The organism is Pseudomonas sp. I3-I5 (assembly GCF_022699445.1).
GTDB lineage: Bacteria > Pseudomonadota > Gammaproteobacteria > Pseudomonadales > Pseudomonadaceae > Aquipseudomonas > Aquipseudomonas fulva.
Genome location: NZ_CP093940.1, coordinates 2,393,512 through 2,408,197 on the forward strand (window position 1 = coordinate 2,393,512; position 14,686 = coordinate 2,408,197).

Here is a 14,686-nt window from a genome sequence, read left to right on the forward strand (position 1 = left end):
GGTTCGGTGCATGCTCGCGCTAGCCCGCCAATCTGATGATGGCGGTAATAATGCTGGCGAAGGCAGGCTGATAGCGGTTCATGTGCCGAACGTTAGCCCGAGGCTTGGCCGCGCGTCAACACTTGGCCTGCTGCGCCGACAACGGCACGTCGAATACCTTGTCGAAGCCCCACTGGAACACGAAGGCGTAGACGAAGAAAAAAGCGAACAGGGCCAGATTGGTCAAGAGCGCTGCCAGCAGGCTGACTTGCAACCAATAGGCCACCAGCGGCAGCAGGATCACCACCAGGCCACCCTCGAAGCCAAGCGCATGCAGCAAGCGGCGCAACAGCGTGCGCTTGCGCTGAGGCTGGCGCGCCTCCCAGCGCTCGAACACCCAGTTGTAGAGCATGTTCCAGCTCATCGCGACGCCTGACATCAATACCGACAGCACCGTGGACTGCGCCATCCCCGCCCCGAACGCAAGTTCCAGGGCGGGGGCAACACACGCCACGGCGATGGCCTCGTAGAGAATGGCCTGGACGATCTTGCGGGCCTTGCCTTGCATGTTCAGCTCCCTGAATGACGACCCGACACGCTACAAGATCCCGCCGGTTAAAAGAAGAGGCTTACTACCAGGCATCAGCCTTGAGGTCACCTGCCCGGCGGGCAAGCGGATACGAAATTGCGCACCGCCCAATGGGGACTGGGCGACCGTCAGGGTCCCGCCCTGCCCCTCAATGGCCCGCCGGCTGATCGCCAGCCCCAAGCCGAATCCACCCGTGCTGCGGTCCCGGCTGCGATCCAGGCGATAGAACGGCTGGAAGATTCGCTCACGCTCCTCGACAGGGATACCAATGCCATCATCCTCCACCGTCAGCGAGCAAGCCCCGTCGGGCTCCAGGCGCAAGCGCAGTACCAGGCGCTGCTCACAGTAGCGCATGGCGTTGCGCACCAGGTTCTGCACCGCTCGGGCCGTCAGGCGCGGATCGAGCACGAAGCGCGGCAACTCGGCGTCGGCATGCACCTCCCACTGGATGCCCCGCCCGTCCAACTCCTCGGCAAAGCCGCCTAGCACGCTGTCCACCAGCTCGAGCAACGACACCTCCACTCGTTCGCGCGCCTGGTCGGCATTGTACAACCGGCTGTAGGACAACAACTCCAACACCAATTCATCCAGCTCTCGCACATGCCCGACCAGCTCCAGCAAGCGCTTGCGGCTGGCCGCAGGCACTTCGTCGAAGAGCAGCACCAAGCCGAAATCCAGGCGCGTCAGGGGCGTGCGCAGCTCGTGAGATACGGCATTGAGCAGCTCGCGCTGCTGATTGACATGGCGCTCAAGGTCGCTAGCCATGGTGTCGAATACCCTGGCCAGTTCGCCGATGTTCGAATGCACCGAGATATGCGTGCGCTCGGACATCTGCCCCTGCCCCAGACGCCGAGCGGTTTCCTTCAGGCGCTCCAGGTCACGCCAGTGCGGCCATACCCAAAGCAACAGGCAACCCAGCATCGCGGCCCCGATCAACACCGTCACGCCCCATGACAGGACGTTGATGTCCAAGGGATCAGGCGGCGAATCCAAGCGTACCAGCCAGTGGCTGTCCAACGGCGCCAGCAGGGTTTCGTAGTAGCCCCATTGGGCCAGGCGCACTGCCGACTCCCCTTGCGCCAGCCGCGCGCGCTCCGTTTCATTCAAGTGGGCCTGGTCGATGGGCAGCAGCTGGACCTGCAAGGGTGCAAAGTCGTCGGCCAGCGCTTTCGCCACGGCAGGCCACTGGGCCTGAGGCGCCTGATGGAACTGACGTACGATCAGCGACTGCACGCCTTTGGTCTGGCTGAGGTTGTAGGCCATGAAGCGTTCCTGAAACAGCCCCACGATGGTGTCGGGGATGAACAGCAAGGCACCGGCATACGCCACGATGATCAGCAGATACAGCCGCACCAGGATCTTGAACATCGCAGCTCACTCCCACTCGACACGGCTGAACAGATAACCTTTGCCCCAGACCGTCTTGATCTTGCGTGCTTCGCCTGCGTTGTCGTCGAACTTGCGGCGCAGCTTGGAAATGGCCACGTCCACCGAGCGGTCGGTGCCGTTGAACTCGATACCGCGCAACTGTTGAAGAATGCGATCGCGATTGAGCACGACCCCGGCATTGCGCGCCAGCACGACCAACAGGTTGAATTCCCCGCCCGACAGTTCGACAGGCTCGCCGCGCCAGGTGACGGTGCGTTCGGCCAGGTCGATGCATAACCCACCTACCACGATCAGGTCATGGTCCAGCCTGGGTTCGTTAGCGCTGCGGCGCAGCAAGGTGCGCACCCGGGCCAGCAACACCCGTGGCTCGCACGGTTTGGTGACGTAGTCGTCGGCCCCCATTTCCAGCCCCAGCACCTGGTCATGGCTGTCATCGCGGGCGGTGAGCATCAGGATCGGCAGGCATTGGGACTGCTGACGCAATTGGCGACACACCTGCAGGCCGTCCAGCCCTGGGAGCATCAGGTCAAGAATCACCAAGTCGGGTTTGTCGCGGCAATACTCGTCCAGCACATGGTCACCCCGGGCGATGACCCGGACGACGAATTCGTTGCGTTGCAGGTAACTGGCGATCAGCTCGGCCAGGGCGCTGTCGTCTTCGACCAGAAGTATAGTGGGCATGGGTGGCTTGGCAGGCAGGTGGAGGGACTTGCAGCGCACCGGCTCGGTGTGGCCTCGTAAGCGCTGCGTTCTAGTGACGCAAGCTTATAGAAACATCGTGGTGCACAACCCATCGCTTCACACTTTTTCACACTCCCCGTACAGCTGTTAACAGCCAACCATGACCCGGGTGCCGTAGCATAGCGCAGATCATCAGCGGAAGATCCCAATGTCCGACACACTCACTGTTACCCTGCGCCGCATGGCGCTTCTGGCGCTTGTAGGCTTTGGCCTGGGCGGCTGCAGCGCTAGCGACGAACCCGAGCAGCAAGCCCCGGCCCCGCAAGTGCGGATCGAAACGCTGCAACTGCAACCGCTGGCCATCACCAGCGAGCTCAACGGCCGCATTCTGGCGCCGCGTACCGCCCAGGTGCGGGCTCGGGTGGCCGGCGTAGTGCTCAAACGGGTGTACCGCGAGGGTAGCGACGTCAAGCAGGGCGATGTGTTGTTTCAGATCGACCCCGCACCCTTCAAGGCCGACCTGGACAGCGCCCAGGCGGCACTGGCCAGAGCCGACGCTACCCGTTATCAAGCTCGCCTGCAGGAGCAGCGCTACCGCGAGCTGGTCAATGACAAAGCCGTCAGCGGCCAGGAATACGACAATGCCAAGGCCAGCCTGCTGCAAGCCAACGCAGCAGTGGCCGAGGCCAAGGCGGCTGTGCAACGGTCCCGTCTGAACCTGGGATACGCCACTGTGACCGCTCCCATCGCCGGGCGCATTGGCCGTGCCCAGGTGACAGAAGGCGCATTGGTCGGGCAGAACGAAGCCACGCCACTGGCGACCATCGAGCAACTGGACCCCATTCATGTCGACGTCACCCAGTCGACCCGTGAGATCACGGCGCTGCGCAAGGCTTTGCGTGCTGGCCAGCTGCAACGGGTCGACGCAGACCAGGCCAGTGTCACCTTGATCGAGGACGACGGCAGTGCCTACCCGCTGCCCGGCAAGCTGTTGTTCTCCGACATCCAGGTCGACCCCTCTACCAACCAGATCACCCTGCGCAGCGAGTTCCCCAACCCGAACCTCGACTTGCTGCCGGGCAGCTATGTGCGCGTGCGCCTGGCCCAGGCCGTGCAACCGCAAGGGCTGAGTGTGCCGCAACGGGCGATCCTGCGTGACAGCGCAGGCGTGCCGAAGGTACTGATCGTGGATGGCCAATCGCAGGTCAGCGAACGGCAAGTGGTTCTGGGCAGCGTACAGGGCGACCGCTGGGTAGTACGCGAAGGCCTCGCTGCCGGTGACCAGGTGGTGGTCGAAGGCCTGCAACATGCCAAGGCAGGCGAACGCGTGCAGATCGACCCCGCCCCCGAGGCCACCTCCGCCACCCAGCACACCGGCCAGTGAGGGCCTGATCGATGCCGCAATTTTTCATTGACCGCCCCATTTTCGCTTGGGTAGTGGCGCTGTTCATCCTGCTGGCTGGCGCCTTGGCCATTCCTCAACTGCCCGTGGCGCAGTACCCCAACGTGGCGCCGCCGCAGGTGGAAATTTACGCCGTATACCCTGGCGCCTCGGCGGCTACCATGGATGAAAGTGTGGTCAGCCTCATCGAGCAGGAACTCAACGGCGCCGACAACTTGCTGTACTTCGAGTCGCAAAGCAGCCTGGGCAGCGCCACCATCACCGCCACCTTCGAGCCGGGCACCGTGCCAGACCTGGCACAGGTTGACGTGCAGAACCGCTTGAAAGTGGTCGAGTCGCGCCTGCCACGCCCGGTCACCCAACAAGGCTTGCAGGTTGAAAAGGTGTCCACTGGTTTCCTGCTGCTGGGCACGCTCACCTCCGAGGATGGCAAGTTCGACGAGACCGCGTTGTCCGACATTCTGGCGCGCAACGTGATGAACGAGATCCGGCGCATCAAAGGGGTCGGCAAAGCCCAGCTGTATGGCTCCGAGCGCGCCATGCGCATCTGGATCGACCCGGCCAAGCTGGTCGGCCTCAATCTCACCCCCAACGACGTGGCCGAAGCCATCACCGCACAGAACGCGCAGGTGGCGCCCGGCAGCATCGGCGACCAGCCTAGCCCCGCTACCCAGGAGATCACCGCCAATGTGGTGGTCAAGGGCCAGCTGACCACACCAGAAGCGTTTGCGGCGATCGTGCTGCGAGCCAATACCGACGGTTCGGTGGTGACCATCGGTGATGTGGCCCGGGTAGAAATCGGTGCGCAGGAGTACCAGTACGGCACGCGCTTGAACGGCAAGCCGGCCACCGCATTCAGTGTGCAGCTGGCCCCGGGTGCCAACGCCATGGAAACGGCCACGCTGGTGCGCGCCAAGATGAAGGACTTGGCGCGCTATTTCCCGGAAGGCGTGAAGTACGACATTCCCTACGACACCTCGCCGTTCGTCAAAGTCTCCATACAGCAGGTCATCAGCACGCTGTTCGAGGCAATGGTGCTGGTGTTCGCGGTGATGTTTCTGTTCCTGCAGAACCTGCGTTACACGTTGATTCCCACACTCGTGGTGCCCGTGGCGCTGATGGGCACCTTCGGCGTGATGCTGATGCTGGGCTTCTCGGTCAATGTGCTGACCCTGTTCGGCATGGTCCTGGCCATTGGTATTTTGGTGGACGATGCCATCGTGGTGGTCGAGAACGTCGAGCGAATCATGGCCGAAGAGGGTCTGGCGCCGCGTGAGGCCACACGCAAGGCCATGGGCCAGATCAGCGGGGCGATCATCGGTATCACGCTGGTGCTGGTGGCCGTCTTCCTGCCCATGGCCTTCATGAAGGGCTCGGTCGGCGTGATCTACCAGCAGTTCTCGGTGTCCATGGCCGTTTCCATCCTGTTCTCGGCCTTCCTTGCCCTGAGCCTGACGCCGGCGTTGTGCGCCACCTTGCTCAAGCCTGTGAACCCAGGTGCGCACCATCAGCGCGGCGGTTTCTTCGGTTGGTTCAATCGGCGCTTCGAGGGCATGAGCAAGGGCTATGAGGGCTGGGTGTCGCAGGCACTGCGTCGCAGCGGGCTCTACCTGTTGGTGTACGCCGTGCTGCTGGGCGTGCTGGGCTACGGCTTCAGTCAGCTGCCCACGGCCTTCCTGCCGACCGAGGACCAGGGTTACACCATCACCGATATCCAGCTGCCGCCTGGCGCCAGCCGCATGCGCACCGAGCAGGTGGCGGCTCACATCGAGGCGCACAACGGCGATGAGCCTGGCGTGGGCAATACCACGGTGATTCTGGGTTTCAGCTTCTCCGGCAGTGGCCAGAATGCGGCGCTAGCCTTCACGACCCTCAAGGACTGGTCCGAGCGTGACGCTGAGGACAGTGCCCAGTCCATTGCCGATCGCGCGAACATGGCATTCACGCAACTCAAGGACGCCATCGCCTTCGCCGTACTGCCACCACCGATTGACGGGCTTGGCGAGTCCACTGGCTTCGAATTCCGCCTGCAGGACCGGGGCGGGCTTGGTCACGCCCAACTCATGGCTGCCCGTGATGAACTGCTGGCCAAGGCGAGCAAGAGCGCGGTACTGACAAACGTGCGCGAGGCATCGTTGGCCGAAAGCCCACAAGTGGAGCTGGAGATCGATCGCCGTCAGGCCAATGCGTTGGGCGTCTCGTTCGCCGATATCGGCTCAGTGCTGGACGTGGCGGTGGGTTCGAGCTACGTCAATGACTTTCCCAACCAGGGCCGCATGCAGCGGGTGGTGGTGCAGGCCGAGGGCGATCAGCGCAGCCAGGTGGAGGACTTGCTGAAGATTCATGTGCGCAACAGCGCCGGCAAGATGGTGCCGCTTGGCGCCTTCGTCCAGCCCAGATGGGTTAGCGGCCCGGTCCAGTTGACGCGCTACAACGGTTACCCGGCGGTGTCCATTTCTGGTGAGCCGACGGCCGGGCAAAGCTCGGGGCAAGCCATGGCCGAGATCGAGCGAATCGTGGCGCAGCTGCCGGCTGGTGTTGGGCTGGAATGGACTGGGTTGTCGCTGCAGGAAAGGCTCTCGGGCAGTCAAGCGCCGGTGCTGATGGCCCTGTCGCTGCTGGTGGTGTTCCTCTGCCTGGCGGCGTTGTATGAAAGCTGGTCGATCCCCACGGCGGTGCTGCTGGTGGTACCCCTGGGGATTCTGGGCGCGGTCCTGGCAGTCACGCTGCGTGGCATGCCCAACGACGTGTTCTTCAAGGTTGGGCTGATCACCTTGATCGGGCTGTCGGCAAAGAATGCCATTCTGATCATCGAGTTTGCCAAAAGCCTGATGGACCAGGGCATGGATGCCACCCAGGCTGCCATCGAGGCTGCCCGCTTGCGCCTGCGGCCCATCGTGATGACGTCCCTGGCGTTCATCCTTGGGGTGGTGCCACTGGCCATCGCCACCGGTGCCAGTTCGGCAAGCCAGCAGGCCATCGGTACAGGGGTCATTGGCGGCATGTTGAGCGCCACGCTGGCGGTGGTGTTCGTGCCGGTATTCTTCGTCGTGGTGATGCGTTTGTCCCGGCGCCGGCGGCCACAGGAACCTGGCGACGAGCCAGCCCCGCGCAGTCACTGACTGGACAAGCGGAACGTGAAATGGGAGGGTTTCTGGCACTGACTGCCAGGAACCCTTTTTCATGCCTGCTACCCTGCCCCTTTGCTCTGTCCTCATGCTCGCCGGCGGCCGTGGCCAACGCATGGGCGGGCGCGATAAAGGGCTGATCGACTGGCAAGGCCGCCCTCTGATTGCCCACGTGCATGCGGTGGTTCGGGGCCTCAGTGATGACCTGATCGTTTCGTGCAATCGCAATCAGCAGATATACCAGCGGTACGCCGAGCACTGCGTGTGTGATGCCGAGACCGGCTTCCCTGGCCCACTGGCTGGCGTGCTTGCCGGGTTGGCGATAGCGCGGCACGATTGGGTGGTGGTGCTCGCCTGTGATGCGCCGCGGGTCGATCAGGTGCTGGTCAACGACCTGCGGCGCGCCGCCTTGGCGGCGAACAGTGCCGCGATGGTCCGCCAGGGTGGGTATTGGCAACCGATGTTCAGCGTGCTGCCCCGCGCCATCCTGCCGCTGCTTGAACAGGCCTGGAATGCTGGGGAGCGCAGTTTGCAGAGAGCCTTGCTCGGCGCGCCCGTGGCAGCAGTTGATTGCGCTGAAGAGGATTGCCGGCTGAATAATTTCAACAGCCCGCAGTGGCTTGAGGGCTGACAAGGGGGCTGTCGATTTTTTTCGATACTAAAGGCGCGCCAGGGCCTTAGGAATCTAGCTTCGCAGCGCAGACCCGGCGATACCGCGTTGAGCCTGGGAGTTCGCTAACCACCCAGGGCGGAGCCAGGCAGTTGACTCCGCCACTGCCTAGGCGCACCCCGCCGTCTCCGACTAGCGGTCAGCTACCAGCCGCCGAGCCTCCAACCCATTCAACAAAGCCTCCACCACTGCGGTCGCCGATTCCAGTCCATGGTCATTGCCCAGCAACAGGTCGAAACAGGTCCCATTGGCCAACTCCATGGCCTTCAGATTAGCGGCATAGGCGCCACGCAACAGCGTGGACAAGTGCACCAGCGCGTCTTCGAGATCGACGCCCGGACGTACCGAAAACAAAGGCGGATGGCTGCTTTCGCAGGTAGAGAAGGATGTGGGCGCGGTTGTGAGACTGGCAGGAGGATCAGGTAACCCTTTTGTCATGGTGTGCTCCTTGATTCATCAGGAGCCGCCATCAATCGCTACCAAACGAAATGGTGACGGCTATGCGCAGGTTGGTAGACCGGGAATCAAGGAAACCGGCGCGCACAGAGGCGCCCTACGCACAGCCGCCATAAAACGCTACAACCGAGCACAAAAAATGCGCCAACCATAGCGAAAGCGGGCGCTTTGTGCGCCTTGATCAATTCGGGCTACCAAACCCGACTGCTGGATTGACAGCAGCCCGCGAAGACTAACCCTCTCCCACGGTGCTTTCAAGCCAAAAGCCCCGCTTGAAACACTTGTAAGAGGCTTAGCAGGGTGCCGATTAAGCCCCCTGGCGCCTGGTTCGCGGCTACGGTAGCGGGTGAGGCTGCTGGGCGCCCCGGCAAGGGCGCTCTTTAAGCGGTAACCCTGGGAACTCGCTGACGCTCAGCGGCGCAGCCGTGCAATTGCCAGCGCGACGGCTTGGACGCACCCCGCCGTCTTCGTGTTCTCCTTGATTCATCAGGAGCCGCCACGCAACGTGACCAAACGAATGGGTGGCGACTGTCGCGGGTTGGTCAACCGGGAATCAAGGAAACCGGCGCGCACGGAGGCGCCCCACGCACAGCCGCCATGACACGAGACAGCCGGGCACAAAAAAACGCCGACTGATTCGCTGAGCGGCGCTGATGCGCCTTGATGATTGCGGGTGACCAAACCCGACTGCTGGATTGACAGCAGCCCGCGAAGACTAACCCTCTCCCACGGTGCTTTCAAGCCAAAAGCCCCGCTTGAAACACTTGTAAGTGTCTTAGCAGGGCGCCGATAACGCCTACTGGCGCCTGGTTCGCGCTACAGTGAACGCCTGTGACCCATCAGCGTGCAGTTCCCATTCACGCTGACTGGCAACGCAACGGGCATCGGCGCAAAAATGCACGATGCCCCTGCACAATTGTCGATTGTACTAGGCAAATTCGCATGCCAGGATCCAGCGATCCTCCAGCGAACTCCAGATTTCACATGGAAAATCAATAACAAGCAGGGAGACCGCAATGACAGCGCTTATTCAGACGCCGGTTACCGAACACATTCTGAGCGAGGTTCGCAACCAGATCGGCCACCTGCGTCTCAACCGCCCCGCTGGGTTGAACGCCCTGACCTTGGACATGGTGCGCAGCTTGCGCAAGCACCTGGACGCGTGGGCCGGTGATCCGAACATCCGCGCCGTCGTACTGCGCGGCGAAGGGCCGAAGGGCTTCTGCGCCGGTGGTGACATCCGCTCGCTGCATGACAGCTACAAAGCCGGTGACGACCTGCACGCGGTTTTCTTCGCCGAAGAGTATGCCCTGGACTTGCTGATACACCGCTACCGCAAGCCTATCCTGGTGCTCATGGACGGCTTTACCCTCGGCGGGGGCATGGGCTTGGCGCAGGGCTGCGAGCTGCGGGTGGTCACCGAGCGCAGCCGCTTGGGCATGCCAGAGGTGGGCATCGGCTATTTCCCCGACGTGGGGGGCAGCTACTTCCTGTCCCGCCTGCCGGGCGAGCTGGGGACCTACCTCGGCGTCACCGGCACACAGGTCCAGGCGGCCGATGCCCTGTATTGCGGCCTGGCCAACTGGTATGTGACGAGCGACAAGATCGAAACCCTTGATCGCGAGCTGGACCAGTTATCCCTCAATGACAATCCGCTCAAGGATTTGCAGAACCTGTTGGCGCGCCTGGGCACACAGGCGCTGGAAGCGCCACCACTGGCTGCGCTGCGCCCAGCGATCGATCACTTCTTCGCCCTGCCCGATATGGCAGCTATCGTCGAGCAGTTGCGTGCCGTCAGCATCGGCGACAGCCATGCCTGGGCCGTTGCCACTGCAGAGCTGTTGGAAACCCGATCCCCACTGGCCATGGCCGTGACGTTGCAGATGTTACGACGCGGCCGACAGTTGAGCCTGGAAGACTGCTTCGCCATGGAGTTGCACCTGGATCGCCAGTGGTTCCAGCACGGCGACATCATCGAGGGGGTGCGCGCCCTGATCATCGACAAGGACAAGCAGCCGCGCTGGAACCCCCCTACATTGCAGGGGCTGGACCGCCAGCGGGTCGATCAATTCTTCGAAGGCCTGTGAGCCCGGGAGCAAGCAGATGCAAGACGTGGAACTGAGCGAAGAGCAGATCATGATCCGTGACATGGCCCGCGACTTCGCCCGCGGCGAGATCGCCCCCCATGCCCAGGCGTGGGAAAAGGCCGGCTGGATCGATGACGCCGTCGTGCGCAGCATGGGTGAGCTTGGCTTGCTGGGCATGGTGGTCCCCGAGGCCTTCGGCGGCAGCTATACCGACTACGTGGCCTATGCGCTGGCGGTGGAAGAGATTTCAGTCGGGTGTGGCGCCACCGGGGCCTTGATGAGCATCCACAACTCGGTAGGGTGTGGCCCGTTGCTGGCCTATGGAAGCTCCGAACAGCAGCAATACTGGCTGCCGCGGCTGGCCAGTGGCGAGGTGATTGGCTGCTTCTGCCTGACCGAGCCCCAGGCAGGATCCGAGGCCCATAACCTGCGCACCCGCGCCGAGTTGATCGACGGGCAGTGGGTGATCAACGGCAGCAAGCAGTTCGTCAGCAATGCCCGTCGCGCCGGGCTGGCCGTCGTGTTCGCCGTGACCGATCCTGACCTTGGCAAGAAAGGGCTGTCGGCGTTTCTGGTACCGACAGACAACCCCGGCTTCAAGGTCGATCGTACCGAACACAAAATGGGGATTCGCGCGTCCGATACCTGCGCCGTCACACTCGACCAATGCCGTATCCCGGCTGGCAACTTGCTGGGCGAGCGCGGTAAAGGCCTGGCGATCGCTTTGTCCAATCTCGAAGGCGGCCGAATCGGCATCGCCGCCCAGGCTCTGGGCATCGCCCGGGCTGCCTTCGAAGCGGCGCTGGGCTATGCCCGGGAACGTGTCCAGTTCGGCAAGCCGATCCACGAACACCAGAGCATTGCGAACTTGCTGGCTGACATGCAGGTGCAGATCAATGCGGCTCGCTTGCTGATCCTGCATGCCGCGCGCCTGCGCAGCGCCGGCAGGCCCTGCCTGTCCGAGGCGTCACAGGCCAAGCTGTTTGCCTCGGAAATGGCTGAGCGGGTGTGTTCGATGGCCATCCAGGTCCACGGTGGCTACGGCTACCTTGAGGATTATCCGGTCGAGCGGCACTACCGTGATGCGCGAATCACCCAGATCTATGAAGGGTCGAGCGAAATTCAGCGGATGTTGATCGCACGTGAGCTGAAACACTACGCGCTGTAAGGCCCGGCCTACCTGGCCTGCGGCGGCGTGAGCTTGTGCCCCGCTGCCGTCAGCGGCAATAACGGGGCTCTTCGACCAGGCGGGCGTGGGCGGCGAAAATGGGCGGCAGTCGCTCCTTGAGGTAGTCGATCCAGGTTCGGACCTTGGCGTCCAGGTAATGCCGCGAGGGATAAATCGCATACAAGGCGTTTTCCCGCAGCCGGTAGTCGGCCAGCACCCGGTACAGGCGCCCTTGCTCCATGGCTTGGCTGGCAGTGTAGAACGGCAGCAGACCAATACCCATGCCCAGCTCGCTGGCGACCAGCATGGCGTCCGCCACGTTGGTCATGAAGCTGTCCTGCGGTGCAATGACGCAATCCCCACCTGCCTGCGGAAACACCCAGTCACCCTCGTACAGCGGGTAGGCCATGCGCAGGCAGCGATGCTGGTGTAGATCGTCCGGGCGGGCAGGTACGCCTTTTTCATCCAAGTAGCCGGGAGCGGCACAGGCAATACTGAAAATCGTGCCCAAGGGGACGGCAATCAACTGTGAGTCCGGCAATGCCTGGTCCACGGTGATGACCACATCGTGCCCTTCAGCGAGCGGGTCAGGGTTGCGCTGGGAAAGCGTAAGCTCGATGACCACGTCGGGACAAAGCGCGTTGTAGCCCGCCACCAGCGGCATCAACAGCATTCCAAGCCCATGCGGACAATGCACGCGTAGCCGGCCACGGGGCGTGAGGTGAGCACCCCGCGCCTCTCCCACTGCCTCGTCGGTCAATAGCAGTATCTGCCGTGCGCGCTCAAGAAACCGCTCCCCGGCCTCGCTCATGCGCAAGCGTCGGGTGGTGCGGTGCAGCAATCGGGTTTGCAGCTGATTCTCCAGCTCCGCCACGATGCGCGAGACTTGAGCAGCGGAGATGTCCAGCGCGTTGGCCGCCGCGGCAAAGCTACCGCACTCCACCACCCGCACGAAGGTACGCATGGCCTGCAACATGTCCATGAAGGCTAGTCCTCGGTGTGGGGGCGTTCGGCCAGCAGCCGGGTGATCCAGTCCACCTGTTGTTCGAAGTCTGCGACCTTGGCCGGCGGTACGGCAACGCGGGCCTGGGCGAAGTTGGCAAGGGTCTGCTTCTTTTGCCCAAGCATGCGTTGCCACTTTACGTGAAATGCCTGGCCATGGTCCTGCATCAACAGGGGGCCGAAATACAACTGCTGAGGGTTGTAGGCCACATAACCGGGTTCGGCCACGATGATTTCGTAGTCGAAGCGATGCTCGCGCAGAACATCTTCGGCGACGATACGGTAGCCATTGCTCATCAGCCACTGACGCACCTGCGGCTCGGCGCCATTGGGTTGCAGTACCAGGCGCTCGACACCCGCCAGGTGTGCCCTGCCCGCTTCGAGAATCTCGCAGATGGTTTCGCCGCCCATGCCGCACAGGCTGACGACCGTGATGCGGTCATCAGGCGCGATGACTGTCAGCCCATCGGCTAAGCGCACGGCAATGCGCCGCTCCAGCCCCTGCTTGCGCACATTGCGTTGAGCGGCCGCGAAGGGGGTGTTGGCGACCTCCCCGGCCACTGCGTACTCAATGCGCTCGCGAAGCATCAACGCCACGGGCAGGTAGCCATGATCAGAGCCAATATCAGCCAGACGAGCGCCTTCAGGCACATGGGTGGCCACGCGCTCCAGGCGCATGGACAAGGTGTGTTCGTTCACGGTAAGCCTCTCTGCAATGGCGGCGATTCTGACCGCGAATGCCGCGCTTTGCAAAAAACCGGCCTCTCGACCGGCGCAGGCCGCTCGCGTAGGCTTGAGGCTTTTCTACCCCGCAAGGCAGACCTCATGGCACATGCAGATATCGTCTACACCCCGGACAGCGACCCAGAATCCATTTCCTCCGATGTCGCCGAATACAACGGGATGCTGGTGACCACTCAAGTCCCGGTACACCCTGACGGTAGCCTGGCGTTGGGAGATATCGTCGAGCAGAGCGAATGCACGTTGCAGGCTTTGAAGGATGCCCTGGAGAAAGCCGGCAGCGGCATGGACCGGGTGCTGCACCTGACCATCTACCTGACCGATATGGCCGACCGCGCCGCCTTCAACCGGGTCTATCAACGTTTCTTCACTAAACCCTGGCCGGTGCGCGCTGCCGTAGGCGTGGCGGCGCTCGCGTTCGAGGGCATGCGCGTGGAAGTAACGGCAATGGCGGCCAAGAAGTGACGCTTAGCCGCCTGCTGGCAGGTGTCTCAATGCCGCACGTTGGCGGCGGCTCGCAGTGGTCGTGCTCAACCCTCGCCCTAGGGTAGCCATGCCACGCCGCCGCCGGCCCTTGTCTGGGCCGATAGAATCAGTGCAGGACCATGAGCTAAAGCTGCTGTCTGATTTTTTTGAGTTCAAGCAAAACGGAACGGTCGAGCTGTGCCATTGAAGCGACTCGAAAAGATTTCAGCTGTTTGGCAAAAGATTCTGGTCCGATTCCAGAGGCCGCAAGGGTAGCTTCTGTTGCAATGTAGCGGGTGATGATGGCAGCATCAGGCTTCAGAATTCGGGTGAAGTGCCTGTCCAGGTACTCTCCGGAAGCAAAAAATTCCCAAACCTTCTGATTGGATTCAAGACGATTGAGCCAGTCGGTACCAAGCGCTTGCGCTGCGGGCTCTCTAAAGCGTTTATCGCGCAATGTAGCCATGAAATTACTGCGCAAATCATTGCTTTTCTCTGGGCGCAGTAAAATACCGAGCGTGTGCTTGAGTTGTGCTCTGGCCTGCGCCAATCCAAAATCGATCTCCGGCTTTAACGGCGTCATGGGAGCAGATCTGGGCCGCTTCCAAAACTTCAATCTTTCCAATAGGTGTCCAGTTGGGTCGACGTGATTGACTGGATCGCCTGCGCAATACGCATAGGCGTTGAGGCCGCCTTGGTCGAACGGACTCAACGAATCGGGTGTTTCAAATCTCATCATGACACTGTTGAGGTATCTATAGCCCTGGCCAAACCCATAACAGCCCCGCAGCCCCTCCTGTACCGCCCCAACGTAACCCGTTTGGGAAAGGCGTGCGATGGCGCTATAGCCATACGGGGTATAGGCCGTAGGCGTGACAAGGGTTAAGCGACAACGCCCTGAAGCGGATGCCGGCCTGAGCATGTTATAC

The 14,686-nt window shown here is 62.3% G+C and carries 13 protein-coding genes and 1 pseudogene; 6 read left to right on the forward strand and 8 right to left on the reverse strand.

What is annotated here, in order from left to right; all coding sequences use genetic code 11:
• Positions 1-115: 115 nt before the first annotated feature.
• The 3 genes from MOP87_RS10750 to MOP87_RS10760 are packed head-to-tail and all read right to left on the reverse strand — an operon-like array spanning position 116 to position 2,638.
• Positions 116-547 carry a PACE efflux transporter gene (locus MOP87_RS10750; RefSeq protein ID WP_023535716.1) on the reverse strand — a complete coding sequence of 144 codons (432 nt, stop codon included), beginning with the start codon at positions 545-547 and terminating at the stop codon, positions 116-118.
• Positions 548-577: 30 nt separating this feature from the next.
• The gene (locus MOP87_RS10755) at positions 578-1,936 is read right to left on the reverse strand and encodes an ATP-binding protein (RefSeq protein WP_242810517.1); all 1,359 of its coding nucleotides are present in this window, start codon (positions 1,934-1,936) and stop codon (positions 578-580) included.
• Between the two features lie 6 nt (positions 1,937-1,942).
• Complete coding sequence (locus MOP87_RS10760) at positions 1,943-2,638, reverse strand: response regulator transcription factor (RefSeq protein ID WP_049696125.1); 696 nt, start codon at positions 2,636-2,638, stop codon at positions 1,943-1,945.
• Positions 2,639-2,846: 208 nt separating this feature from the next.
• On the opposite strand from MOP87_RS10760, the gene MOP87_RS10765 reads away from it, so the two are divergent.
• The 3 genes from MOP87_RS10765 to mobA all read left to right on the forward strand — a co-directional run bounded on the left by MOP87_RS10765 (position 2,847) and on the right by mobA (position 7,799).
• Positions 2,847-4,022, forward strand: a complete 1,176-nt coding sequence (locus MOP87_RS10765) for an efflux RND transporter periplasmic adaptor subunit (protein WP_242810518.1) — start codon at positions 2,847-2,849, stop codon at positions 4,020-4,022.
• An 11-nt stretch (positions 4,023-4,033) separates the two neighbouring features.
• Complete coding sequence (locus MOP87_RS10770) at positions 4,034-7,162, forward strand: efflux RND transporter permease subunit (RefSeq protein ID WP_110606434.1); 3,129 nt, start codon at positions 4,034-4,036, stop codon at positions 7,160-7,162.
• 61 nt (positions 7,163-7,223) lie between these two features.
• Positions 7,224-7,799, forward strand: a complete 576-nt coding sequence (mobA, locus tag MOP87_RS10775) for a molybdenum cofactor guanylyltransferase MobA (RefSeq protein ID WP_027914915.1) — start codon at positions 7,224-7,226, stop codon at positions 7,797-7,799.
• A gap of 171 nt (positions 7,800-7,970) precedes the next feature.
• Here mobA and MOP87_RS10780 read toward each other — a convergent pair whose 3' ends face one another.
• Positions 7,971-8,276, reverse strand: coding sequence for a DUF3077 domain-containing protein (locus tag MOP87_RS10780; RefSeq protein WP_080992850.1), 306 nt, complete (start codon positions 8,274-8,276; stop codon positions 7,971-7,973).
• Positions 8,277-9,310: 1,034 nt separating this feature from the next.
• On the opposite strand from MOP87_RS10780, the gene MOP87_RS10785 reads away from it, so the two are divergent.
• Entirely contained in the window at positions 9,311-10,381 is a 1,071-nt protein-coding gene (locus MOP87_RS10785; protein ID WP_242810519.1) for an enoyl-CoA hydratase/isomerase family protein, read from the forward strand.
• 16 nt (positions 10,382-10,397) lie between these two features.
• The gene (locus MOP87_RS10790) at positions 10,398-11,549 is read left to right on the forward strand and encodes an acyl-CoA dehydrogenase family protein (protein WP_242810520.1); all 1,152 of its coding nucleotides are present in this window, start codon (positions 10,398-10,400) and stop codon (positions 11,547-11,549) included.
• Positions 11,550-11,598: 49 nt separating this feature from the next.
• Here MOP87_RS10790 and MOP87_RS10795 read toward each other — a convergent pair whose 3' ends face one another.
• Both MOP87_RS10795 and MOP87_RS10800 read right to left on the reverse strand, forming a co-directional pair.
• Positions 11,599-12,531 carry a LysR family transcriptional regulator gene (locus MOP87_RS10795; protein WP_242810521.1) on the reverse strand — a complete coding sequence of 311 codons (933 nt, stop codon included), beginning with the start codon at positions 12,529-12,531 and terminating at the stop codon, positions 11,599-11,601.
• A 5-nt stretch (positions 12,532-12,536) separates the two neighbouring features.
• Positions 12,537-13,250, reverse strand: a complete 714-nt coding sequence (locus MOP87_RS10800) for a class I SAM-dependent methyltransferase (RefSeq protein WP_028687479.1) — start codon at positions 13,248-13,250, stop codon at positions 12,537-12,539.
• Between the two features lie 126 nt (positions 13,251-13,376).
• On the opposite strand from MOP87_RS10800, the gene MOP87_RS10805 reads away from it, so the two are divergent.
• Positions 13,377-13,757, forward strand: a complete 381-nt coding sequence (locus MOP87_RS10805; RefSeq protein WP_027914909.1) for a RidA family protein — start codon at positions 13,377-13,379, stop codon at positions 13,755-13,757.
• A 145-nt stretch (positions 13,758-13,902) separates the two neighbouring features.
• Here the strand turns inward: MOP87_RS10805 and MOP87_RS10810 are convergent, their stop codons facing one another.
• Both MOP87_RS10810 and MOP87_RS10815 read right to left on the reverse strand, forming a co-directional pair.
• Positions 13,903-14,340 carry a hypothetical protein gene (locus tag MOP87_RS10810; RefSeq protein ID WP_028687480.1) on the reverse strand — a complete coding sequence of 146 codons (438 nt, stop codon included), beginning with the start codon at positions 14,338-14,340 and terminating at the stop codon, positions 13,903-13,905.
• Positions 14,341-14,445: 105 nt separating this feature from the next.
• Positions 14,446-14,679 (reverse strand): annotated as a pseudogene (locus tag MOP87_RS10815) (hypothetical protein); the annotation flags it as partial.
• Positions 14,680-14,686 lie beyond the last annotated feature (7 nt).

Coding starts and splice junctions, on each gene's coding strand:
- MOP87_RS10770 (WP_110606434.1), top strand. CDS start 4,034: ATGCCGCAATTTTTCATTGACCGCCCCATTTTCGCTTGGGTAGTGGCG.
- MOP87_RS10765 (WP_242810518.1), top strand. CDS start 2,847: ATGTCCGACACACTCACTGTTACCCTGCGCCGCATGGCGCTTCTGGCG.
- MOP87_RS10785 (WP_242810519.1), top strand. CDS start 9,311: ATGACAGCGCTTATTCAGACGCCGGTTACCGAACACATTCTGAGCGAG.
- MOP87_RS10790 (WP_242810520.1), top strand. CDS start 10,398: ATGCAAGACGTGGAACTGAGCGAAGAGCAGATCATGATCCGTGACATG.
- MOP87_RS10750 (WP_023535716.1), bottom strand. CDS start 547: ATGCAAGGCAAGGCCCGCAAGATCGTCCAGGCCATTCTCTACGAGGCC.
- MOP87_RS10795 (WP_242810521.1), bottom strand. CDS start 12,531: ATGGACATGTTGCAGGCCATGCGTACCTTCGTGCGGGTGGTGGAGTGC.
- MOP87_RS10805 (WP_027914909.1), top strand. CDS start 13,377: ATGGCACATGCAGATATCGTCTACACCCCGGACAGCGACCCAGAATCC.
- mobA (WP_027914915.1), top strand. CDS start 7,224: ATGCCTGCTACCCTGCCCCTTTGCTCTGTCCTCATGCTCGCCGGCGGC.
- MOP87_RS10780 (WP_080992850.1), bottom strand. CDS start 8,276: ATGACAAAAGGGTTACCTGATCCTCCTGCCAGTCTCACAACCGCGCCC.
- MOP87_RS10760 (WP_049696125.1), bottom strand. CDS start 2,638: ATGCCCACTATACTTCTGGTCGAAGACGACAGCGCCCTGGCCGAGCTG.
- MOP87_RS10755 (WP_242810517.1), bottom strand. CDS start 1,936: ATGTTCAAGATCCTGGTGCGGCTGTATCTGCTGATCATCGTGGCGTAT.
- MOP87_RS10810 (WP_028687480.1), bottom strand. CDS start 14,340: ATGACGCCGTTAAAGCCGGAGATCGATTTTGGATTGGCGCAGGCCAGA.